We start from the raw sequence: 22,050 nt of genomic DNA, 5'->3' as shown, positions 1-22,050 counted from the left end.
AAATCTGTCAACTTAAGGAAACCTTAAACGAAGACGATATGTGCCTTATTTCTGTTTATCCTCGATAAATCACTATCTCGGGCTGGGGCATTTCATTACACTCGTCGCGATTTTGTCATTAAAAAGAGATTGCATGTTAAACCGTTCTTCTTCTGGAGCGCGTCTGGGTCGTCAGGCGTTGCTTTTTCCTCTGTGTCTGGTGCTCTACGAATTCTCTACCTATATCGGCAACGATATGATCCAGCCCGGTATGCTGGCCGTTGTGGAACAGTACAACGCGGGAATTGAATGGGTACCGACCTCCATGACCGCCTATCTGGCCGGCGGCATGTTTTTACAGTGGCTGTTAGGCCCGCTGTCGGATCGTATTGGTCGCCGTCCGGTGATGCTTACCGGTGTGGTGTGGTTTATCGTGACCTGTCTTGCCACGCTGCTGGCACAAAACATTGAACAATTTACCCTGCTGCGTTTCCTGCAGGGGGTGAGCCTGTGCTTTATCGGTGCCGTGGGGTATGCCGCCATTCAGGAGTCGTTTGAAGAGGCGGTGTGTATCAAGATCACCGCACTGATGGCGAATGTGGCGCTGATCGCCCCGTTGCTCGGCCCGCTGGTGGGGGCTGCATGGGTGCACGTTGCGCCATGGGAAGGAATGTTTGTGCTCTTTGCGGTTCTCGCCGCCATTTCATTCTTTGGCCTGCACCGTGCGATGCCGGAAACCGCTACCCGCATCGGCGAGAAACTTTCGCTCAAAGAGCTGGGCCGGGATTACAAAGAAGTCCTGAAGAATGGACGATTTGTCGCGGGTGCGCTGGCGACGGGGTTCGTTAGCCTGCCGCTGCTGGCGTGGATTGCGCAGTCTCCGGTCATTATCATCAGCGGTGAAAAGCTCAGCAGCTACGAGTACGGCCTGCTGCAGGTGCCGATTTTCGGCGCGTTGATAATCGGTAACCTGGTGCTGGCACGTCTGACGTCACGCCGCACCGTGCGTTCGCTGATTATTATGGGCGGCTGGCCGATTGCTGCGGGGCTGATTATCGCGGCGGTCGCCACCGTGGTGTCATCACATGCGTATCTGTGGATGACCGCAGGGTTAAGCATTTATGCGTTCGGGATTGGTGTGGCTAATGCCGGGCTGGTACGCCTGACGCTGTTTGCCAGCGAGATGAGTAAAGGTACGGTGTCCGCGGCGATGGGGATGTTGCAGATGCTGATTTTTACCGTCGGTATCGAGGTGAGCAAGCATGCTTACGCGATGGGCGGCAACGGACTGTTCAGCCTGTTTAACCTCGCCAACGGCGTGCTATGGGTTGGACTGATGGTGGTGTTCCTGAAAGACAAACGCGTCGGAAACGCCCTGCAGCCTTAAGTCTAATTCCCTCTCCCGTTGGGAGAGGGGTAGGGGGAGGGCACCAGACAGCACGGTATCAATTAAACGGTGCCTCCCCGTTCAACACCTTCTCAATCACGTTTAAAACCCCTTCCTCGTTATTATGCGGCGCTTCAAAACGCGCCGCCGCTTTAATATGTGGTCCGGCATTCGCCATCGCAAAGCTGAACCCGGACTGGCGCAACATCTCCACGTCGTTGCCGCTGTCGCCGAAGGCCACCACTTCGCTATCGTCTATGCCCCAGCGTTTTTGCAGTATCCGCAGGCCATTGGCTTTATGCACGCCTGGGATGATCAGGTCTATGCTGCCGTGCCCGGTCGTGACGGGCACCATGATGTCACTCAGTTTTTCATGCAGCAGCGCCTGAATACGCGGAATTTCATCATCAGACACGTTGAGCCCGAACTTGAAGAAAACATCGTTCAGGTTGTCGAAATCACTCACCATTTCGAGACGGTGATAGTACTTCGCTGCGATCTCCTTAAAGCCCTCGTCATAGCATTTCAGCGTATACGCGCTACTTTTCCCGCAGGCAATAATCTCAATGCCCGGAACGTCGTTTAAGACGCTCGCGACGGTCTCAAAATGGGTTTTCGACAGTTCACCGTTAAAGATATCTTCCCCTTCGCTCACGACCCAGCCGCCATTTTCGGCGACAAATGCAATTTCATGCGCGATCTCCGGGAAAAAGGAGATCAGCTGGTAGTACTGGTTGCCGCTGGCGACGGCGAAGCGAATGCCTTGCGCCTTCATGCGCGCATACTGGGCCAGAAAACGCGGGCGATTATAGGTCTTGGCATCGCTCAGAAAAGTACCATCCATGTCGACGGCGATCAGTTTAACGCTCATATCCCTTCTCCAGTGTCGTTTGATTCGTTTCCGGTTTTGCCACCGCGCGCGCCACCAGCGCTGCGATGATGACCAGCCCTAACACTACCAGCATGGCGCTGCGCAGCCCGTAGTGCTCGCCGAGGAAACCGAGCAGCGGCGGCCCGACCAGGAAGGCGAGGTAACCCGTGGTCGCCACGACGCTGACGCGCGTTGGGGCATCCGGACCGGTATCGCTGGCGGCCGAAATGGTTAGCGGGAAGCCGAGCGACGCGCCCAGTCCCCAGAGGATGACCGATACGCCGGCAATCCAGTCCACATCCACAAAGATGATCATCGCAATTCCCAGCCCTCCGAGCAGAGCACTGGCGCGAACCACCGCCACGCGGCTGTAGCGATCGATAAACCAGCCGCCGGTAAAGCGCCCTACGGTCATCCCCAGCGTAAACCCGGCGTAGATCAGCGAGCCGGAGGTCGGGCTAAAGCCGTGGCCGTCCACCATCAGCAGCGGCAGCCAGTCGTTGGCGGAACCTTCCGCGAAAGCCATCGCCAGCACCACCACGCCGATCAGCATCAGCTGAATATCGCGGTAGAAAGGCAGCCCTTTTTCCGCAGAATGTTGTTCATCCGAGGAGTTCTTACCAGTGCCGTCAGGGATTGCCCGGATGCCGGTCAAAATCGGAATGATACAAACCAGCGCTGCCAGCAGGATATGTAGATTTGCGCTCACACCAGAGGCTGTCAGCGCCATCCCTACGCCCGCACCGGCCAGCGTGCCGAGGCTGTAAAAACCGTGCATCATCGGCAGCACGGTTTTGTTCATCTCGCGCTCGACCGTTGCCCCTTCAACGTTAATGGCGACCTCCGCCGAACCGAAGCTGCCGCCAAATATTGTCAGCCCCAGGGCAAACAGAACCGGTGAGGCAAACCATAGCGCAACGCTCAGCACAATCATCCCGAACACAGCGCAGCACATGGTGGTGCGGATCACCGCCCGTGTGCCAAAGCGTTTCACCAGCCACGCTGAGCAAAGAATGCCGCTCATAGAGCCTATCGACAGACCAAACAGCACAATACCCATCTCGGCCGTAGAAACGGACAAAATATCGCGAATGGCGGGGGTACGCGTGGCCCAGGAGGCCATCAGCAGACCGGGAATGAAGAAGAACATAAACAGCGCCCACAGGCGTAGCTGCAGGGCTTTACGGGGAGAGGTCAGCGACATTGGGGTAGCACCAGAAGTACAACAATAGCGACAACACTAGCAAGTTTGTGTACATTTGTACACAAACTGCGTGAGGAATTTATGAGCAGACCACCGAACGATCCGCATCGACGGGAGAAGATCCTGAAGGCAACGCTCGATACTATTGCCGAGCACGGGATTCACGCCGTCACGCACCGTAAAATCGCCACTTGTGCGGGCGTGCCGCTGGGGTCGATGACCTACTATTTCGACGGTATGGAGTCGCTGCTGGAGGAGGCTTTCACGTGGTTTACCCGGCAGATGTCGCAACAGTACCGGGATTTCTTCGCGGGTGTCACAGGGCCTGAGATGGCGTGCGAATCCATCACCACGCTGATCCACAGCTCGCAGGTGACGACGCCACACAACATGGCGCTGATGTATCAGCTCTACGCCTTTATGCACCGCAGCGCGGCGCTCAAAACGGTGATGCAGGACTGGATGAAGATGAGCCAGACCACGCTGGAGCAGTGGTTCGACCCGGTTACCACCCGTGCGCTGGATGCGTTTATTGAAGGGATGACGCTGCACTATGTCACCGACCGGGCGCCATTAACCCGGGAGGAGATCCGGATTATGGTGGGCAGAATTGCGGGCGAGGGTAGCTGCTAGGTTGCGCCCGCGGTCATATTGACGGTGGTTCCCGTAATGGCGCTTGCCGCATCTGAGGCCAGAAACGTAATCGTGTCTGCTACCTGTGCCAGCGTTGGCAGGTGATGTGTCAGGGTACTTTGCGCGGCACCACCGAGAAACTGCTCGACCGTAATTCCCATCTCCTGCGCCTTAGCGGCGAAAATGGCACCGACATACGAACCTGCCTGCACCGCGTCGGCAATCGCGTGCGAACGCACGCACACGACGCGAATATTTTTAACGCCCAGTTCTGCGGCAAGCGCCCGGGTAAACGCTTCTGTTCCCGCGCAGCCAACGATATGCCCCAGGTGCCCGGAGATCGCCATATTCGCGGCGGGCGCGACGACGGTAATCAGGGTTCCGCCATGTTCGCCGCCCATGCGGGGTGAAACAGCTTTGGCGATGTTAAAGTACGCGGTCAGGAAGGGGTCAAAACCCTGCCTGAATTCGCTAAGGGCTAACGCGTCAAGGCGTTTTCCCTGATCGTGCATAAAGCCCGTGGCGTTGACCACAATATCAATGTGGGCAAGCTCAGGAAGCTGCGTGGACTCATCCAGCGCATCGAAAATAAATGTGCTGGCAGACCCGCCTGCGGCACGAATGCTGTTGGCAACATTTTCCAGCCTGATACGAGTGCGTGCAGCGAGGTGCACTTCAACTCCCTCACGTGCCAGAGCATGTGCCACAGCGCTGCCGATGGCGCCGCTGCCACCAAAGATGACGGCGGTTTTGTTTTTAAAGCCCATACGCGCATACCCTCACCAGACCTAACCCTCAAAAGTATGTGCCGGGTTTCGGCTGATGCAACTCAGCCGGTAGGTGGGGTATGCCGCGTGCAAGCCTTACTGCGCAATTATCAATGGGTTACTTTTGTGAGATTTTTTTCCCGCTGGCATCAACGACGGCTTCGCCATCCTCTTTCGTAAATGCCCCTTTTTGTGCGTCCGGCAGGATGTCGAGGACGACTTCTGAAGGGCGGCACAGGCGAGTACCCAGGGGCGTCACGACGATCGGGCGGTTAATTAGGATCGGGTGTTGCAGCATGAAGTCGATCAGCTGCTCGTCGGCGAATTTATCTTCGGCCAGGCCGAGCTGTTCATAGGGTTCCACGTTTTTACGCAGCAGATCCCGAACAGAAATTCCCATATCGGCAATCAGGGTAGTCAGCGTATCGCGAGACGGCGGGGTTTCCAGATAGAGGATAATCTCTGGCTCCGTGCCGCTATTGCGGATCATCTCCAGCGTGTTGCGCGAGGTACCACAGGCTGGGTTGTGGTAAATGGTGATGTGGGTCATATCAGTGGCTCATTACAGTGTGAAGGAGAGACGTAGCGCCAGCGCGGCGAGCGTCACAAACAGGACCGGTAACGTCATTATGATACCCGTCCGGAAATAGTAGCCCCAGGTAATCGTCATGTTTTTCTGCGCCAGTACATGAAGCCAGAGCAGGGTCGCCAGGCTGCCGATAGGTGTGATTTTCGGCCCCAGATCGCAACCAATCACGTTTGCGTAAATCATCGCGTCCTTAATCAATCCTGTTGCCGTACTGCCATCAATGGAGAGCGCGCCAATCAGTACCGTGGGCATATTGTTCATTATGGATGACAGGAACGCAGTGATGAACCCGGTTCCCAGCGTGGTGGCCCACAGCCCGTGACCGGCCAGGCTATTCAGTACGCCTGTGAGATAGTCCGTCAGCCCGGCATTGCGCAGGCCGTACACCACCAGATACATCCCGAGGGAGAAGATAACGATCTGCCACGGTGCGCCACGCAGCACTTTTCCGGTATTAATCGCATGTCCGCGTTTGGCGACGGCAAATAAAATTAGCGCGCCAGCTGCGGCGATGGCACTGACCGGAATGCCGAGAGGTTCGAGCACAAAGAAGCCGACCAGAAGAAGGAGCAGGACGATCCAGCCCGTTCTGAACGTCGGGAGATCGGTAATAGCGCGTGCTGGCTCCCGAAGCTTCGACAGGTCATATTTCGGCGGAATTTCCTTGCGAAAGAACAGATGCAGCATCACCAGCGTGGCGGCAATCGCGGCGATATCAACTGGGATCATCACCGAGGCATATTCGCTGAACCCCAGCGTGAAGAAATCGGCTGACACAATGTTGACCAGGTTAGAGACAATCAGCGGCAGGCTGGCGGTATCGGCGATAAACCCTGCCGCCATCACAAACGCCAGCGTCGCCTGCTTGCTGAACCCCAGCGCCAGCAGCATCGCAATCACGATAGGTGTCAGGATCAGCGCCGCACCGTCATTGGCAAAGAGCGCCGCCACCGCCGCGCCCAGCAGCACGATATACGTAAACAGCAATCTACCCCGGCCATTCCCCCAGCGGGCGACGTGCAGCGCAGCCCATTCGAAAAAGCCAGACTCATCCAGCAGCAGGCTGATGATAATGACGGCGATAAATGTGGCCGTCGCATTCCAGACAATATTCCAGACCACCGGAATATCATTAATGTGGATCACACCGCTGACCAGCGCCAGCACGGCACCAATGGTCGCGCTCCAGCCGATACTCAGTCCCCTTGGCTGCCAGATAACCAGTACCAGCGTAAACAGAAAAATTGCCCCTGCCAGAAACATTGCGTACTCCATCATATCTGTTTTTGTGAATGTGTATTGATTAGCACGAACCCGGAAGTCTGTTTTTCAGCTTCTCACGCGTCTCTTCCCGAAGGCAGTTCCAGCTGTTGTCGATAATGGTTGCCGCCCATGCAGGCATGTGGGGAGATAAACGGTAATGGATCCATTTCCCTTCCCGGCGATCGATAACCAGCCCGGACTCGCGGAGCAACGCCATATGGCGGGAGACTTTCGGCTGCGACTCGGTGGTCGCGGAGCAGAGATCGCAAACGCACAGCTCGCCCGCTTCGCGGAGCAGCATGATGATGGAGAGCCGCGTTTCGTCGGAGAGGGTTTTGAACAGCTGGAGAGGGTGGAGCATGGGAGTTCCTGTAGGTTTAATAGTTTATATGCGTTTAATCATATATGTTTTGGTTGCTGCAGAGAAGCAGAAGTGGATCTGATGTTGTGAGATGGCAGTCTGGGGTTGGGTTGCGGATCTTTTACATGAATCAACGTCTGAAGGAGTATGAATAATGGCGTCAATTATACTAGAGCACCATGGGTTTTATTTTCATTATTAATCAGTGTCTTAGATAGGTGAGGTCTTTTTTAACGTTAAAGTATATTTTTGATGGTATGTATAACTGTGGTGTTGAGAGGGAGATGTTAACGATCTATCCATGATGTCACTTGCCCAGCGGACGGATAGAACTTTTATATACAGATTGTCGCTAGCTCTGACTATAGTGTTGAGGACAAGAACGTTGCGATTATGTCTGTAAGACAGCAAGGAAGTACATATTAGTGCTTCCTCACTTGAGAGTGATAATTTAGTGTAATAGGCCTTACAACATGATTTTATGCATTTTGTTGAGTTTGAAACGCTAAAACGCTACTATCAATGAACAGAATTTATGGTTTTGGGGAATTAGAGGCGGCCCCCCGAAAGTTGATACCGCCTAGTTGGTAACTTCGTCGAACGACTGGGACTCCAACCGTGCCGGCTGTGAGGTCGGCTCTATTTTTTAGGCTTGGGCAATTTATACTTCAAATTTACTTCTCGTGTAAGGATATCCCTTGGTCCCTTCGACCTGTCGAAAAAAAGCCAAATATTAAATTTGCGCTCTTTTGGCCAGGTGTCATACATAAGCGAATCCCATCCCAAATAAGACGCAACTTTGTTTGCAACTGCTAACTTTGCTTCCGAAGTTGCTTTGCCTTGATAGGCGCACATCACTGCGCCTAGAAGAAAATCTGCAATTTGAATATGTTCAGAATATTTTGAATCCTTAGTGACGACGCTCTTGATAATGTCTTTGCGGCCAAACCTTTTTGCTAACGTGTGGTTAGTGATGACTTCAAACGCCTCGTCAGCTTTTTTATACCGAGATGGAAGTGGGTCCACTTCCACACGGAACTCGCATTCCCTTTCTGGATGAGCCTTGATGACGTTGCCTATTTTAGTTTCAATCAGCTTGCCAAAATGCTTACGCATAGCCAGATCGTAGTCGCCGCCATGGAAGGATTTTTCTACTTTTGATTTTTCAACAATGATGCAGTGGAACGCCAGCCATTGGTGCTTGAAGAATGTTTCAAGGAGGTCATGATAAAAAGCAGCATTTCGCTTTGAGTGAGCTTTTTGCCACTTTATTTCATCGCTACAGTTATGCTTTTCCCTAAGCTCACGAATGATGCGCACGAAGTCCCCACGTCTTTGATACTTCATCCACAAGCTGCCAAATCCATAAAATCGCTGACCATCGATGCCTGACTCATCGCAGGCGACATGCCATATCAGCTTTCCAGGATCATTTGCGTCCATGTTTTTCCTTCACGAGTAAAATGTCAGCTTAGGAATAGATTTAACCACATCAGAAAGTGGTTGATAAGGATCAGTTTTAAACTGTAGTGAGAAGGCAGTTCAACGCAAAATTGAGTAACTTTGGTTTCGCGGAAAGCATGGCGGACTTTGCAGCCATCATGCACCTGCATGAAAACCATTATATAAAGCGGGCTGGCGTGGCGGGGATACGAGCGAGCTCTAGGGGGTTAAATTATTGATATTTATGCTGGAAATTATCAAGTCTAGATGATAGTTTATTGATCGCGCATGTAGGCAGATTTGTTGGTTGTGAATCACAACCAGTGATCTAAATGGCAGGAGGTATCGCCTCCCTGAAATCCTTGTTTCGACGCCATAAGGCCACGATGCTGTGCGAAGGAGTGCCTACATGCGCTATCTTTAATTTTTTCTCTTGGATGAAGAAGAAATGACAAGAACATCAAAACTTGATGCTTTGAGATCTGCAGAATCTCGTGAAGACCTTGCAAAATTGTTAGGTGTTAAGGTGGTGTTTTTAACTAATGTTCTTTATCGAATTGGAACAGAAAATCAATATACACCTTTTACCGTTCCCAAAAAAGGAAATGGTGTACGACTAATCTCCGCTCCAACAGAACGTTTAAAAGATCTCCAGAGGAGGATTTCTAATTTATTATCTGATTGTCGTAATGAGTTATTTATTTCTAAAAAAATTATAAATAATTATTCATTTGGCTTTGAAAAAGATAAATCAATAATATTAAATGCATATAAACATAGAAATAAAAGGATAATACTTAATATAGATCTTAGTAATTTCTTCGGAAGCTTTAATTTTGGCAGGGTTCGAGGATATTTAATGTCTAATAAGGATTTTTTATTAAATCCAACTGTTGCAACAACAATCGCAAAAGCTGCGTGTTATAGAGGAGTTTTACCTCAAGGTAGTCCATGTTCTCCAGTGATATCTAATCTAATTTGTAGCATTATGGATATGCGCTTAGCTAAGATAGCTAAACAATATGGGTGTTCTTATAGTAGATATGCTGATGATATAACTTTTTCAACAAATAAATCTAGTTTTCCAACAGAGTTAGCCCTCTTACAACCAGAAGGGGTTATATTAGGTAAGTATTTAGTAAGTGAAATTAAAAGAGCTGGTTTTGAAATCAACGATGCTAAGACTAGACTTGCTTACAAACCTTCTCGTTTGGAGGTTACAGGGCTTACTGTAAATAAAATAGTAAATGTAGAACGCCGTTATTCAGATAAGACTAGGGCTTTAGCCCACACCCTATACACTACTGGGGAATATAAGTTACCAGATGAAAATGGGGATGAAGTAGCAGGAAGCTTAGATAAGCTGGAAGGAATGTTTGGTTTTATCGACCAGTTAGACAAGTTTAATAATATACAGAAGAAGAAAAGTAAGCAGCCAGAAAAGTATGCACTTGCACCGGCTACCTTGCATAGCTTTAAATCAAAACTTAATGCCAGGGAAAAAGCTTACGGAAAATTTATTTATTATAAATTTTTTCATGGGAATACATGCCCAACGATTGTGACAGAGGGGAAAACTGATAGGATATATTTAAAGGCTGCATTGCGTGCGTTGTCAAATAACTACCCAGAGTTATATAGAGACCGAAAAGATAAGAAAGGAAAGGAGATAGATCTAAATATTTTAAAAGCAACCGATAAATTAAATTATTTCCTTAATATTTCAGGTGGTACTGCGGATTTAAAAAAATTTGTTGAACGTTATAGAGAACATTACTCATCATATTATGGCAGTATTGCTAAGCAACCAGTAATAATGGTCCTTGATAATGATACCGGTCCGAACGAACTTCTCAACTTTCTTAAAAATAAAGTTAAACAATGTCCGGATGAAGTAGGGATTATTAGACGTATGAGGTATTTGCATATTTTTCATAATTTATATATGGTCCTAACGCCGCTGACTGAAGGTGGTAATGAGACCTCAATGGAAGATTTTTTTCCTGTTGAAGTGCTCTCAATTGAGTTAGATGGGAAAAGATTCAATAAAAACAATGATGGTGATTCGAAAACTGAATATGGGAAACATGTTTTTTCCGTGAAAATAGTTAAGGATAAGAAAAGGGTAATAGACTTTAATAGATTTTCATACATATTTGATATAGTAAGGGAGATTAAAATTCATTACCAGCAAACATTAATTAAAAATAAACCCTAACAATATTAACCGTTAGGTGTACATAAATTAAAACTCATATAAGGTGAATTTTATTATATTCTTCGGAGCCAATTATTCACCGCCTGTAGCCGCTTTAACAATGCCATTGGCTCGTTTAGAACAAAAGCAAGGCTGACTTTTACCACATAGCCAAACCCACCAATATTGTTGGGGATGATCTCCATCATCTTCCGCCTAACGTGGTGCGCTGCTGTCATGTCGTCCCGGCTCACATTCTTGATGCTCAGGAATTCATTTTTTGTCGCAGCTTCTGAAAACGGGGTGATCCGTACGCCGTCCTTTTACCCGTCGGGCGACTATATAAACAGGCTGCGTAATTTGCTCGGTCCTTTGGCGCTTTTCATTGCTTGGTGGATATTGTTCAAGTCCGCCTGGTTCTTTACAATGATGGACCCAGCATGGCTGCCGCTGATGTAATACTTGCAACGGAGCAGCGTGGCGTACAAGTTAAGCAGGGCGGAGGGAATGGCGGACAGTATTCCGGTAGGCCGTAAATCTCATGGTTCAGAGCCGGCTCCATCAGGTCAAAGATGCTGCCTTTGGTAAACTCGTAGGGCTGCGTGGTTATACCGTACTGCACAAATCAACAGGAATCCAAAACGATCCCGTGGTAGGTGTTTTTCGCCAGTTATGGCTCAAGCGAGAGGACATCGCCTACTGCAGGCATGCTTTCGTAGCGCATGAGACTTTTGTTCGGTCAGTAAGCCGTTCGCAAAAAATCAGCGAAGCACCGCCTCATCTCAGAGGTATGCAAGAGCAATTTGCTTACTGACTCTGAGCGGACGGCGCGATTTTACTGCGTCGCTAATCGTCTTTTCAAACCCCGTTCATCTGCAATATCCATCAATCGCGCTTCAGCTGCCGCCTGAGTGCGCATTCCTGAAAGCGTGGGTTTAAAACTGTGAGCATTTCCCTGAATATTCAAAGGAAGGGGAATGGATGCGATCAATTTGACTTCAACTTCCCACGGTGCTTCAACAGGAAACCAGTGAACCCTGGCATTTTGTTCCATCCAAATGTCAAGCCACTGCTCACCTGCGTGAGTGAATGTCATTCTGGAGCCGGAACCAACCCGGCGAAGGGGGAAACAACTTATTCCGCTCAGCAGCACGCCAAGTGTGCGTCTGAGCGTTGAGCCAGCTGCATTGCCGCTGTAATGCGTTTTTATTCGTTTCCTTAGATTTGAACGGCTGTTAGGTTTCCCTCTCTGGTCGGGCGAAATACCAACGTATAGCAGCGTGTAGCCGTCTGAGATGATGCAGCCCTCGGTAGGCACACCTGGAGGGATTTCTTTAAACCACCAAAAATAAATACCGTTCACCGCTGGAACCGGAGAAGGCACACTCATGACTTCCGTTCTGCTGTATGTTTTCTCAGGGTAAAAATCGAACATTCGGCTTTCCTTGCTGACTATTTTTTTGATTTTATTCATTTGTTGCCATGAATCGATGGTTTTAGTAGTGAGGAGGGCGAAAAATCATGGGGAATTGAAGTCCGGTTTTTGCGACGTGCTTTAGCGCTGTCGCCACTTTGTCGCCATGCATGGGAAAGTGGTGATGTAAGTAATTAATTTTATGGTTGGTAATATTCAGGCAACAAAAAACCCATCAACCTTGAACCAAAACGGCGGGGTTGATGGGCTCCACAAATTGGGGACATCAAAGAAAAGCAGTGGCACTAGTTATGACTACCCCCTGATCAAAAAGTTCTGCGCATAACGAAAATTTTTTCTTTATGCGCAAACTTGAGAGTTATCCGAGTCCAGGCCAGATGATAATGATCAGCGTACCTGCCAGCGTCAGCAGTACGTTAGCGATAGCGTAAGTGCCTGCATAGCCCAGCGCCGGGATGTTGCTGCGCGCGGTGTCACTGATAATTTCCATGGCTGGCGCACAGGTACGAGCACCCATCATGGCCCCGAAGAGCAGGGCACGGTTCATGCGCAGCACGTAGGCACCGAACAGGAAACAGATGACAACCGGCACCAGGCTGACGATGAGTCCGGAAACCAACATCTGCCAGCCAACGGCACCCAGGCTGTGGCCAATGCCGCTACCCGCGCTTAAGCCGACACCTGCCATAAAGACCATCAGGCCGAACTCTTTAACCATATTCAGCGCGCCCTGCGGAATGTAGCCGAAGGTCGGATGGTTCGCTCGCAGGAAGCCCAGCATGATCCCGGCGAACAGCAAACCGGCGGCGTTACCGATGCCGAAGCTAAAGTTGCTGAACTGGAAGGTGATCATCCCGATCATCAGGCCAACAATAAAGAAGGCGCAAAAGGCCAACAGGTCGGTGACCTGGCTGTGAATGGAGATAAAGCCGATGCGGTCAGCAACGGTTTTCACGCGGCGTGCGTCGCCGCTGACCTGCAGAACGTCTCCTTTATTGAGTACGACGTTGTCGTCGATAGGCATCTCAATCTGGCTGCGGATCACGCGGTTGAGGAAGCAACCGTGGTCGGTCAGCTTCAGCTGCGCCAGACGACGGCCGACGGCGTTATGGTTTTTCACCACGATCTCTTCGGTGACGATACGCATGTCGAGTAGATCGCGGTCGAACACCTCTTTGCCATTACGGAAGCTTGGGTCAAGACGGGCGTGAGCATCCGGGTAACCCACCAGTGCGATATCATCGCCCATCTGCAGCACCGCATCGCCGTCCGGGTTCGCCAGAATGCCGTTACGTCGAATGCGTTCGATATAGCAACCGGTCTGGCGGTAAATGCCCAGCTCGCGAAGATTTTTCCCGTCTGCCCATGCCACAAGCTCTGGCCCGACGCGATACGCGCGGATCACCGGGAGATAGACTTTACGTTTGGAATCGGTATCCAGACCGCGCTCGCGGGCGATTTGCTGGGCGCTGGTCTGTAGATCCTGGTGTTGCAGTTTCGGCAGGTAGCGTGCGCCCACAATCAGGCTCACAAGACCGATCAGATAAGTCAGGGCATAGCCCAGGCTCAGGTGGTCGAGGGCGGTAGAGAGTTGTGCTCCAGCCATGCCGGAATGGCGCAGGGTATCACCTGCACCGACAAGCACTGGCGTAGAGGTCATCGAACCTGCCAGCATACCGGCCGTTAACCCGATATCCCAGCCAAACAGTTTACCCAGCCCTAACGCGATCAGCAGTGCACTACCGACCATGACCAGCGCCAGCATCAGATAATTTTTGCCGTCGCGGAAGAAAATTGAAAAAAAGTTGGGACCTGCTTCCACACCAACACAAAAAATAAACAGCATAAAACCTAAGTTGAGCGCGTCCGTGTTAATGCTGAAATGCTGCTGACCTAATATTAATGATACGACTAAAACGCCAATGGAATTACCAAGTTGAACCGACCCCAGGCGCAATTTACCCAGGCAAAGGCCCAGCGCGAGTACAACAAATAATAACAGGATGTAATTCCCATTTAACAAGTCTGCGACGTTTATATTCACGGAGGCTAACTTCTTGTTTACCAGTAAGTTGTTGAATGAAAGGGCTTTTTGGGCTACTGTTTTCTGGGTCAGGGAAAGGCATTAACGCTCCCTGTTTCCTGCTTTATTCCCTAAAACATTAGCTGGCGTGTAGTTTAATCGTATTAGCTACTGACAGCTACTGATTATCGCATCACCCTGTGCGTACTTTGGCAAGGATTGCCGCATTGCTTTATCTGACTGGGCGTCTACCCGACGAATGTGTATTTGATAGAGAGAAGTCAGGAGGATTGTTTGAACATTAAACGAAACTGGGCGGGGGTGATCAGCTGCTTTTTGCTGTTCACGGTCGTGTGCATGTCGCTTGCTTTTAATGTGAAAGGGGCATTCAGGGCGTCGGGTCATCCGGAGCTGGGTTTACTCTTTTTCACTCTGCCGGGCGCGGCCGCCAGCTTTCTCTCCCGTAAAGGGGAGGTGGTGAAACCGCTATTGGGTGCAATGCTTGCAGCACCGCTGTGTCTGCTGCTGATGCGCTTGCTGTTTGTTCCCGTGAGAAGTTTCTGGCAGGAGCTGGCGTGGTTGCTGAGCGGTGTGTTCTGGTGCGTTCTTGGCGCATTGTGCTACTTGTTTGTGCGCAGTCTGATACTGCGACGGCACACCAAATAAAAACGCCCTCAAGGTGAGGGCGTTCAGGTATTACTGCTCAGCAAACAGGCCAAGATGCTCTTTGGCGTAAGCTTCAAAATCTGTGCAACCGCCGATGTGTTTCTGATCGAGGAAGATCTGCGGGACGGTTTCAACCGGCTTACCGACGGTTTTTTCCAGATCGGCTTTCGTGATGCCTTCCGCGTGGATATCAACGTAGCGGAAGTTGAAATCATCGCGCTCTGCGGTCAGTTTCTCAGCCAGCTCTTTCGCGCGCACACAGTAAGGGCACCCTGGACGACCAAAAATTACTGCAAACATTTCTCTCTCCTCAAAAAACAAGCCTGACGGCGAATAACACATATAGTGCCCGATAACCTGCCGCCATTAAAGAAGGTTTCGCCTGTCGCTTTGATACAGTCAGGCTATGTTTCGCCAATTACACTGCACTAATCATTGCCTATACTGGTTGCCATGTGAATTAAGCAAGACAAAGAGAGACAACATGACACCAACCATAGACCTGCTCACATCCCACCGTTCCATTCGCCATTTTACCGATGAGCCGATTACCGAGGCGCAGCGCGAAGCCATTATTAACAGCGCAAGGGCGACCTCCAGCTCTAGCTTCCTGCAGTGCAGCTCTATTATCCGCATTACCGATCCGGCCATGCGGGAACAACTGGTCACGCTTACGGGCGGACAGAAGCATGTGGCCCAGGCGGCGGAGTTCTGGGTGTTCTGTGCTGATTTTAACCGTCACCTGCAGATCTGCCCTGAGGCCGAGCTGGGGCTGGCAGAACAGCTGCTGCTGGGTGTGGTGGATACCGCGCTGATGGCGCAAAACGCCTTTACGGCTGCGGAATCGCTGGGATTAGGCGGCGTGTATATTGGCGGCTTGCGTAACAATATCGAAAGCGTCACCGAACTGCTGAAGCTGCCAAAACATGTTCTGCCGCTGTTTGGCCTGTGCCTCGGCTGCCCAGCGGATAACCCGGATCTGAAGCCGCGTATTCCTGCCGCCATGCTGGTGCATGAAAATCACTATCAACTTGTCGATCAGGATGTCCTGGCGCAATACGATGAAGAACTGGCGAACTACTATATGACGCGCGGCAGCAATAACCGCCGCGATACCTGGAGTGACCATATTCGTCGCACCATTATTAAAGAGAATCGCCCGTTTATTCTCGATTATCTGCACAAACAGGGCTGGGCGACGCGATAGTCCATTCCTCCTGCGCCTGCCTGCGTATATGATATGCAGGCTTTTTCCATGTCTTTAGAGAGGTGCAGGGTGAAAATTGCCATTTTGTCCCGGGATGGAACGCTCTATTCATGTAAACGTCTGCGAGAAGCGGCGGCAAAACGCGGGCATCAGGTCGAGATCCTCGACCCAATGTCCTGCTATATGAACATTGATCCGGCTGCCTCGTCGATTCACTACAAAGGCCGCAAGCTGCCGCACTTTGATGCGGTGATCCCCCGCATCGGCTCCCAGATAACCTATTACGGCACCGCCGCGCTGCGCCAGTTTGAAATGCTGGGCAGCTATCCGCTCAATGAATCCGTCGCCATTTCCCGCGCCCGCGATAAGCTGCGCTCGTTACAGCTGCTCGCCCGGCAGGGGATCGATCTCCCTGTCACGGGGATTGCCCATTCACCGGACGACACCAGCGATCTGATCGATATGGTGGGTGGCGCACCTTTGGTGATCAAGCTGGTGGAAGGTACGCAGGGCATTGGCGTGGTGCTGGCGGAAACACGCCAGGCGGCAGAAAGCGTCATTGATGCTTTCCGGGGGCTGAATGCCCACATTCTGGTGCAGGAATACATCAAAGAGGCCAAAGGTCGCGACATTCGTTGCTTCGTAGTGGGGAACGAGGTGGTGGCGGCGATAGAGCGCCAGGCAAAAGAGGGCGACTTCCGCTCAAACCTGCACCGTGGCGGCGTTGCGCGGGTGGCCGATATCAGCGAGCGCGAGCGGGAAATTGCGGTGAAAGCGGCACAAACCCTGGGGCTGGACGTGGCGGGGGTAGACCTTCTGCGAGCAACGCGTGGGCCGCTGGTCATGGAAGTGAATGCCTCGCCGGGGCTGGAAGGCGTGGAAAAAACCACAGGGGTCGATATTGCGGGCAAAATGATCGCATGGATCGAGCGTCATGCGACGCCCGGCTACTGTCTGAAAACGGGCGGTTAAATGGAATTGAACCCACTTTTTGCGTAATCTATGCGAAGTTTTTATTAAAGAGGCTGCACAGCGATGGATTTACAGGTCGTTCCAACACTGGATACGTTACGTCAATGGCTTGATGATGCCGGGATTACGTTCTTCGAATGCGATTCCTGTCAGGCGCTGCATCTGCCTCATATGCAGAATTTCGATGGCATTTTCGATGCCAAAATCGATCTCATTAACGACGTGATTCTTTTCTCGGCGCTGGCTGAAGTGAAGCCGTCTGCGCTGCTGGCGCTGGCCTCCGACTTGTCGGCCATCAATGCCAGTTCTTTGACTGTGAAAGCATTTCTCGATATACAGGATGATAATCTGCCAAAACTGGTCGTTTGCCAGTCTTTATTCTCCGGTGCAGGGCTCTCGTTCAAACAGTTCTCCTGGTTTATGCGCTTGAGTGAAGAGCAAATTTCCATGGTAATGATGGAAGCCAATGCACATCATCTGCTGTATAGCGCGGAAGATGATGCAGAGAATAATGATGCATCTCCCAATTTTCTTCACTAAGCCTGTCTGACTTTTGCGCAGTCGCTGCCATAGCGGCTGCAGAAGGCCATTTTTTATGCTGCTTTTAACCTTTCCTTAAAGAATTATTCACCTCCCGGAAGGCCGTTTCGGCTTATCACATAGACATAACCTGCATAAAAAATTGATAAAAGGCGTTTTTTCGTCTGGGCTATAGCCGGAGACACGGGCTACAGTTATTCTTGCGATGCTTAAAAAAGCGAGCGGATGCTGCCGGGTAAAGAGGTTTCTTTTTATTTTAGGCAGAGCGACAAACTATGCATGATTTTTGCATATATCCAGATTGCACAGTTTTAGTTCGTTTGTTAACGAGCTTTCAGAAGGAATAACACTATGATCGCCTTGAATAAAAAATGGTTATCGGGTCTGGTTGCGGGTGCTCTGATGGCCGTCTCTGCCGGCACGCTCGCTGCGGAACAAAAAACGCTGCATGTTTACAACTGGTCTGATTATATTGCGCCGGACACGGTCGCCAATTTTGAAAAAGAGACCGGCATTAAAGTGGTCTACGACGTTTTCGATTCCAACGAAGTGCTGGAAGGAAAACTGATGGCGGGCAGTACCGGTTTTGACCTGGTGGTACCTTCCGCGAGCTTCCTGGAGCGTCAGCTGACCGCAGGTGTTTTCCAGCCGCTGGATAAGAGCAAGTTACCAAACTGGAAAAACCTCGACCCGGAAGTGCTGAAGCTGGTTGCGAAGCACGACCCTGATAATAAATACGCCATGCCTTATCTGTGGGCGACTACCGGTATCGGCTACAACGTCGATAAAGTCAAAGCGGCGCTGGGCCCGGACGTCAAGCTGGACAGCTGGGACGTGGTGCTGAAACCGGAAAACCTTGAGAAGCTGAAAAGCTGCGGCGTTTCCTTCCTCGATGCGCCGGAAGAGATTTTCGCCACCGTGCTGAACTACCTGGGCAAAGATCCAAACAGCAACAAGCCTGACGACTACACCGGCCCGGCGACCGATCTGCTGCTGAAGCTGCGTCCGAATATCCGTTACTTCCACTCTTCACAGTACATTAACGACCTGGCTAACGGCGACATCTGCGTGGCAATTGGCTGGGCGGGCGATGTGTGGCAGGCGGCGAACCGCGCGAAAGAGGCGAAAAACGGCGTGAACGTTTCCTATTTCATTCCGAAAGAGGGGGCGCTGGCGTTCTTTGACGTCTTCGCGATGCCAGCCGATGCGAAAAACAAAGACGAAGCGTATCAGTTCCTTAATTACCTGATGCGTCCTGACGTGATCGCCCATATCAGTGACCATGTCTACTACGCGAACGGTAACAAGGCCTCCGTGCCGCTGGTTAGCGAAGAGATCCGCAAAAACCCGGCTATCTATCCGCCAGCGGATGTGTTCGCCAAGCTGTTCACCCTGAAAGTTCAGGATCCAAAAATTGACCGCGTACGTACCCGTGCGTGGACCAAGGTGAAAAGCGGTAAATAATTACCCGTGAGTTGTAGGCCGGGCAAGCGCAGCGCCCCCGGCAACAGGTGCACCGTTATGGTGCGCCTGCACCATGATTTGATTTCTGCCGGAGAGCACCCCGTGAATGACGCGATCCCCCGCCCGCAGGCGAAAGTCCGTAAAGCGCTGACCCCGCTTCTTGAAATTCGTAACCTCACCAAATCTTTCGATGGCCAGCATGCCGTGGACGACGTCAATCTGACGATCTACAAAGGTGAAATTTTTGCCCTCCTGGGGGCATCTGGCTGCGGTAAGTCGACCTTGCTGCGTATGCTGGCCGGTTTTGAACAGCCCACTGCCGGGCAGATTGTACTGGATGGCGTGGATCTCTCCAGTGTGCCGCCGTACCAGCGTCCGATTAACATGATGTTCCAGTCCTACGCGTTGTTCCCGCACATGACGGTGGAACAGAATATCGCCTTTGGCCTGAAGCAGGACAAACTGCCGAAAGCCGAAATTACCGCGCGTGTGGCCGAGATGCTGAGCCTGGTTCACATGCAGGAGTTCGCGAAGCGTAAACCGCACCAGCTCTCTGGCGGTCAGCGTCAGCGTGTCGCCCTGGCCCGCAGTCTGGCAAAACGTCCGAAATTATTGCTGCTCGATGAGCCGATGGGGGCGCTGGATAAAAAACTGCGCGACCGTATGCAGCTCGAAGTGGTGGATATCCTCGAACGTGTGGGGGTGACCTGCGTGATGGTGACCCACGACCAGGAAGAGGCGATGACCATGGCCGGGCGAATCGCCATCATGAACCGTGGGAAGTTCGTGCAGATTGGCGAACCGGAAGAGATTTATGAGCACCCGACCACCCGCTACAGCGCGGAGTTCATTGGCTCGGTCAACGTCTTCGAAGGGCTGCTGAAAGACCGCCAGGAAGATGGCCTGGTCATTGAGTCACCGGGGCTGCAACACCCGCTTAAGGTCGATCCGGATAACTCGGTGGTGGATAACGTGCCGGTTTACGTCGCGCTGCGCCCGGAGAAAATCATGCTCTGTGAGGATCCGCCTGCGGATGGCTATAACTTTGCCGTGGGTGAAGTGGTGCATATTGCTTACCTTGGCGATCTTTCCATCTACCATGTGCGTCTGAAAAGCGGACAGATGCTCAGCGCTCAGTTGCAGAACGAACATCGCTATCGCAAGGGGCAGCCGACCTGGGGTGACGAAGTGCGCCTGTGCTGGGATGCTGACAGTTGCGTTGTGCTGACGGTATAAGGAGCGGCTCATGAGTACACTAGAACCTCCAGCCCGCGCAGAAAAACCGGGCGGTTTTGCGAACTGGCTGGCGCGCATGCAGATGAACCACGGCCGCAAGCTGGTGATCGCCATGCCATATGTGTGGCTGATCCTGCTGTTCCTGCTGCCGTTCCTGATTGTTTTCAAGATAAGCCTCGCAGAAATGGCGCGGGCGATCCCGCCTTATACCAACCTGCTGGACTGGGCCGACGGGCAGCTCACGCTGACGCTTAATCTCGGCAACTTCCTGCAGCTGACGGACGATCCGCTCTATTTCGAAGCGTATTTACAGTCGTTACAGGTGGCGGCGATTTCGACGATCTGCTGTCTGGTGATGGGCTACCCGCTGGCGTGGGCCGTGGCGCACAGTAAGCCGTCGACGCGTAACATTTTGCTGTTGCTGGTGATCCTGCCGTCGTGGACCTCGTTCCTGATCCGCGTTTACGCCTGGATGGGGATCCTGAAAAACAACGGTGTACTGAATAACTTCCTGATGTGGCTCGGAGTTATCGATCAGCCGCTGACGATCCTGCACACCAACCTCGCGGTCTACATTGGCATTGTTTACGCCTATCTGCCGTTTATGGTGCTGCCGATTTATACGGCGCTGACGCGTATTGATTACTCGCTGGTGGAAGCGTCGCTTGATCTCGGTGCGCGCCCGTTGAAGACCTTCTTCAGTGTGATCGTCCCGCTAACCAAAGGCGGGATTATTGCCGGGTCGATGCTGGTCTTTATTCCGGCGGTGGGGGAGTTTGTGATCCCGGAACTGCTCGGCGGGCCGGACAGCATCATGATTGGTCGCGTGTTGTGGCAAGAGTTCTTTAATAACCGCGACTGGCCGGTGGCGTCTGCGGTGGCAATAGTGATGTTACTCCTGCTGATCGTGCCGATCATGTGGTTCCATAAGCATCAGCAGAAACAGATGGGAGACCACGGATGAACAACTTACCGGTAGTGCGCTCCCCGTGGCGAATTGCGATCCTGGTGATTGGCTTTACCTTCCTGTATGCGCCGATGCTGATGCTGGTGATCTACTCCTTCAACAGCTCCAAACTGGTGACGGTCTGGGCTGGCTGGTCGACGCGCTGGTACAGCGAGTTGTTCCACGATGATGCGATGATGAGCGCGGTGGGGCTGAGCCTGACGATTGCTGCGCTGGCCGCAACCATGGCGTCGGTACTGGGGACCATCGCTGCACTGGTGATGGTTCGTTTCGGGCGTTTTCGCGGTTCGAACGGCTTTGCTTTTATGATCACCGCCCCGCTGGTTATGCCGGACGTGATCACCGGTCTGGCGTTGCTGCTGCTGTTCGTGGCGCTGGCGCATGCCATCGGCTGGCCGGCGGATCGCGGGATGCTCACCATCTGGCTGGCGCACGTCACTTTCTGTACCGCATACGTGGCGGTGGTGATCTCCTCGCGTCTGCGCGAGCTGGATCGCTCCATTGAAGAGGCGGCGATGGATCTTGGTGCGACGCCGCTGAAGGTCTTTTTCATCATCACCCTGCCGATGATTATGCCAGCGGTGATCTCGGGCTGGCTGCTGGCGTTTACCCTGTCGCTCGACGATCTGGTTATCGCCAGCTTTGTTTCTGGCCCGGGGGCGACGACGCTGCCAATGCTGGTCTTCTCCAGCGTGCGCATGGGGGTCAACCCGGAAATCAACGCCCTGGCCTCGATTATTCTCGGTGTGGTCGGAATTGTCGGATTTATCGCCTGGTATTTGATGGCGCGCGCGGAAAAACAGCGTGTGCGTGATATCCAGCGTGCAAGACGCGGCTGAAGGATTT

Annotated in this window: 21 protein-coding genes and 1 pseudogene; 11 read left to right on the top strand and 11 right to left on the bottom strand. The window is 51.9% G+C overall.

All coding sequences use genetic code 11. The features are described 5' to 3' along the window. Positions 1-133: 133 nt before the first annotated feature. On the top strand, positions 134-1,366 hold the full coding sequence (locus tag WB237_RS09860; protein ID WP_336212658.1) for an MFS transporter: 1,233 nt from the start codon (positions 134-136) through the stop codon (positions 1,364-1,366). A 58-nt stretch (positions 1,367-1,424) separates the two neighbouring features. Here WB237_RS09860 and WB237_RS09855 read toward each other — a convergent pair whose 3' ends face one another. Together WB237_RS09855 and WB237_RS09850 are read right to left on the bottom strand one after the other, a co-directional pair. Then, complete coding sequence (locus WB237_RS09855; protein WP_336212656.1) at positions 1,425-2,237, bottom strand: Cof-type HAD-IIB family hydrolase; 813 nt, start codon at positions 2,235-2,237, stop codon at positions 1,425-1,427. Then, positions 2,227-3,441, bottom strand: coding sequence for an MFS transporter (locus WB237_RS09850; RefSeq protein WP_336212653.1), 1,215 nt, complete (start codon positions 3,439-3,441; stop codon positions 2,227-2,229). The genes WB237_RS09855 and WB237_RS09850 overlap by 11 nt, the downstream gene beginning before the upstream one ends. 81 nt (positions 3,442-3,522) lie before the next feature. Here WB237_RS09850 and WB237_RS09845 point away from each other — a divergent pair, with 81 nt between their 5' ends. Further along, entirely contained in the window at positions 3,523-4,074 is a 552-nt protein-coding gene (locus WB237_RS09845; protein ID WP_336212651.1) for a TetR/AcrR family transcriptional regulator, read from the top strand. Here WB237_RS09845 and WB237_RS09840 read toward each other — a convergent pair. From WB237_RS09840 to WB237_RS09820, 5 genes are all read right to left on the bottom strand, one after another. Further along, on the bottom strand, positions 4,071-4,841 hold the full coding sequence (locus WB237_RS09840) for an SDR family NAD(P)-dependent oxidoreductase (protein WP_336212649.1): 771 nt from the start codon (positions 4,839-4,841) through the stop codon (positions 4,071-4,073). The genes WB237_RS09845 and WB237_RS09840 overlap by 4 nt on opposite strands. Positions 4,842-4,959: 118 nt before the next feature. Continuing rightward, entirely contained in the window at positions 4,960-5,391 is a 432-nt protein-coding gene (arsC, locus tag WB237_RS09835; protein WP_336212647.1) for a glutaredoxin-dependent arsenate reductase, read from the bottom strand. A 12-nt stretch (positions 5,392-5,403) separates the two neighbouring features. Then, positions 5,404-6,693, bottom strand: coding sequence for an arsenic transporter (locus WB237_RS09830; RefSeq protein ID WP_336212645.1), 1,290 nt, complete (start codon positions 6,691-6,693; stop codon positions 5,404-5,406). A 40-nt stretch (positions 6,694-6,733) separates the two neighbouring features. Beyond that, positions 6,734-7,054 (bottom strand): metalloregulator ArsR/SmtB family transcription factor, encoded by a 321-nt coding sequence (locus WB237_RS09825; protein WP_108090520.1) that lies wholly within the window; start codon positions 7,052-7,054, stop codon positions 6,734-6,736. Between the two features lie 639 nt (positions 7,055-7,693). Further along, positions 7,694-8,497 (bottom strand): DUF3800 domain-containing protein, encoded by an 804-nt coding sequence (locus tag WB237_RS09820; protein ID WP_336212642.1) that lies wholly within the window; start codon positions 8,495-8,497, stop codon positions 7,694-7,696. A 448-nt stretch (positions 8,498-8,945) separates the two neighbouring features. On the opposite strand from WB237_RS09820, the gene WB237_RS09815 reads away from it, so the two are divergent. Further along, on the top strand, positions 8,946-10,715 hold the full coding sequence (locus WB237_RS09815) for a retron Ec67 family RNA-directed DNA polymerase/endonuclease (RefSeq protein WP_336212640.1): 1,770 nt from the start codon (positions 8,946-8,948) through the stop codon (positions 10,713-10,715). Positions 10,716-10,742: 27 nt separating this feature from the next. Here the strand turns inward: WB237_RS09815 and WB237_RS09810 are convergent. From WB237_RS09810 to WB237_RS09800, 3 genes and pseudogenes are all read right to left on the bottom strand, one after another. Then, positions 10,743-11,394: pseudogene (locus WB237_RS09810) on the bottom strand (phage portal protein); the annotation flags it as partial. Between the two features lie 135 nt (positions 11,395-11,529). Beyond that, the gene (locus WB237_RS09805; protein ID WP_336212637.1) at positions 11,530-12,168 is read right to left on the bottom strand and encodes a GIY-YIG nuclease family protein; all 639 of its coding nucleotides are present in this window, start codon (positions 12,166-12,168) and stop codon (positions 11,530-11,532) included. A 319-nt stretch (positions 12,169-12,487) separates the two neighbouring features. Continuing rightward, on the bottom strand, positions 12,488-14,173 hold the full coding sequence (locus WB237_RS09800; protein WP_028019315.1) for an aspartate:alanine antiporter: 1,686 nt from the start codon (positions 14,171-14,173) through the stop codon (positions 12,488-12,490). A 273-nt stretch (positions 14,174-14,446) separates the two neighbouring features. Between WB237_RS09800 and WB237_RS09795 the strand changes: the two genes are divergently transcribed. Further along, positions 14,447-14,818, top strand: coding sequence for an inner membrane protein YbjM (locus WB237_RS09795; protein WP_336212635.1), 372 nt, complete (start codon positions 14,447-14,449; stop codon positions 14,816-14,818). 30 nt (positions 14,819-14,848) lie between these two features. On the opposite strand, the gene WB237_RS09790 is transcribed toward WB237_RS09795, so the two are convergent. Then, positions 14,849-15,118: a GrxA family glutaredoxin gene (locus WB237_RS09790; RefSeq protein ID WP_014883149.1), complete on the bottom strand. Its 270-nt coding sequence runs from the start codon at positions 15,116-15,118 to the stop codon at positions 14,849-14,851. A gap of 184 nt (positions 15,119-15,302) precedes the next feature. On the opposite strand from WB237_RS09790, the gene nfsA reads away from it, so the two are divergent. The 7 genes from nfsA (at position 15,303) to potI (ending at position 22,043) form a co-directional block, all read left to right on the top strand. Next, positions 15,303-16,025: a nitroreductase NfsA gene (gene nfsA, locus WB237_RS09785; protein WP_336212632.1), complete on the top strand. Its 723-nt coding sequence runs from the start codon at positions 15,303-15,305 to the stop codon at positions 16,023-16,025. A 69-nt stretch (positions 16,026-16,094) separates the two neighbouring features. Beyond that, the gene (gene rimK / locus WB237_RS09780; RefSeq protein ID WP_336212629.1) at positions 16,095-16,997 is read left to right on the top strand and encodes a 30S ribosomal protein S6--L-glutamate ligase; all 903 of its coding nucleotides are present in this window, start codon (positions 16,095-16,097) and stop codon (positions 16,995-16,997) included. Between the two features lie 63 nt (positions 16,998-17,060). Next, positions 17,061-17,537, top strand: coding sequence for a YbjN domain-containing protein (locus WB237_RS09775; RefSeq protein WP_014169308.1), 477 nt, complete (start codon positions 17,061-17,063; stop codon positions 17,535-17,537). 351 nt (positions 17,538-17,888) lie between these two features. Continuing rightward, complete coding sequence (potF, locus tag WB237_RS09770) at positions 17,889-19,001, top strand: spermidine/putrescine ABC transporter substrate-binding protein PotF (RefSeq protein ID WP_336212626.1); 1,113 nt, start codon at positions 17,889-17,891, stop codon at positions 18,999-19,001. A gap of 102 nt (positions 19,002-19,103) precedes the next feature. Beyond that, positions 19,104-20,237: a putrescine ABC transporter ATP-binding subunit PotG gene (gene potG, locus WB237_RS09765; protein ID WP_050482952.1), complete on the top strand. Its 1,134-nt coding sequence runs from the start codon at positions 19,104-19,106 to the stop codon at positions 20,235-20,237. A 10-nt stretch (positions 20,238-20,247) separates the two neighbouring features. After that, on the top strand, positions 20,248-21,201 hold the full coding sequence (gene potH, locus WB237_RS09760; protein ID WP_237992015.1) for a putrescine ABC transporter permease PotH: 954 nt from the start codon (positions 20,248-20,250) through the stop codon (positions 21,199-21,201). After that, entirely contained in the window at positions 21,198-22,043 is an 846-nt protein-coding gene (gene potI / locus WB237_RS09755; RefSeq protein ID WP_023310934.1) for a putrescine ABC transporter permease PotI, read from the top strand. Before potH ends, potI begins: the two co-directional genes overlap by 4 nt. The last annotated feature ends 7 nt before the right edge of the window (positions 22,044-22,050 follow it).

The organism is Enterobacter sp. P82 (assembly GCF_037053385.1).
Classification (GTDB): Bacteria; Pseudomonadota; Gammaproteobacteria; order Enterobacterales; family Enterobacteriaceae; genus Enterobacter.
The sequence above is the reverse complement of the archived record's forward strand: the minus strand, read 5'-3'. Positions and strand labels throughout refer to the sequence as shown.

Bases quoted from the DNA above. Each gene is read 5' to 3' on its own strand.
- WB237_RS09775 (WP_014169308.1), top strand. From the start codon at position 17,061: ATGGATTTACAGGTCGTTCCAACACTGGATACGTTACGTCAATGGCTT.
- potI (WP_023310934.1), top strand. From the start codon at position 21,198: ATGAACAACTTACCGGTAGTGCGCTCCCCGTGGCGAATTGCGATCCTG.
- WB237_RS09815 (WP_336212640.1), top strand. From the start codon at position 8,946: ATGACAAGAACATCAAAACTTGATGCTTTGAGATCTGCAGAATCTCGT.
- WB237_RS09855 (WP_336212656.1), bottom strand. From the start codon at position 2,237: ATGAGCGTTAAACTGATCGCCGTCGACATGGATGGTACTTTTCTGAGC.
- WB237_RS09790 (WP_014883149.1), bottom strand. From the start codon at position 15,118: ATGTTTGCAGTAATTTTTGGTCGTCCAGGGTGCCCTTACTGTGTGCGC.
- arsC (WP_336212647.1), bottom strand. From the start codon at position 5,391: ATGACCCACATCACCATTTACCACAACCCAGCCTGTGGTACCTCGCGC.
- potH (WP_237992015.1), top strand. From the start codon at position 20,248: ATGAGTACACTAGAACCTCCAGCCCGCGCAGAAAAACCGGGCGGTTTT.
- WB237_RS09830 (WP_336212645.1), bottom strand. From the start codon at position 6,693: ATGTTTCTGGCAGGGGCAATTTTTCTGTTTACGCTGGTACTGGTTATC.
- WB237_RS09840 (WP_336212649.1), bottom strand. From the start codon at position 4,841: ATGGGCTTTAAAAACAAAACCGCCGTCATCTTTGGTGGCAGCGGCGCC.
- potF (WP_336212626.1), top strand. From the start codon at position 17,889: ATGATCGCCTTGAATAAAAAATGGTTATCGGGTCTGGTTGCGGGTGCT.
- nfsA (WP_336212632.1), top strand. From the start codon at position 15,303: ATGACACCAACCATAGACCTGCTCACATCCCACCGTTCCATTCGCCAT.
- WB237_RS09845 (WP_336212651.1), top strand. From the start codon at position 3,523: ATGAGCAGACCACCGAACGATCCGCATCGACGGGAGAAGATCCTGAAG.
- WB237_RS09850 (WP_336212653.1), bottom strand. From the start codon at position 3,441: ATGTCGCTGACCTCTCCCCGTAAAGCCCTGCAGCTACGCCTGTGGGCG.
- WB237_RS09825 (WP_108090520.1), bottom strand. From the start codon at position 7,054: ATGCTCCACCCTCTCCAGCTGTTCAAAACCCTCTCCGACGAAACGCGG.
- WB237_RS09820 (WP_336212642.1), bottom strand. From the start codon at position 8,497: ATGGACGCAAATGATCCTGGAAAGCTGATATGGCATGTCGCCTGCGAT.
- WB237_RS09860 (WP_336212658.1), top strand. From the start codon at position 134: ATGTTAAACCGTTCTTCTTCTGGAGCGCGTCTGGGTCGTCAGGCGTTG.
- WB237_RS09805 (WP_336212637.1), bottom strand. From the start codon at position 12,168: ATGAATAAAATCAAAAAAATAGTCAGCAAGGAAAGCCGAATGTTCGAT.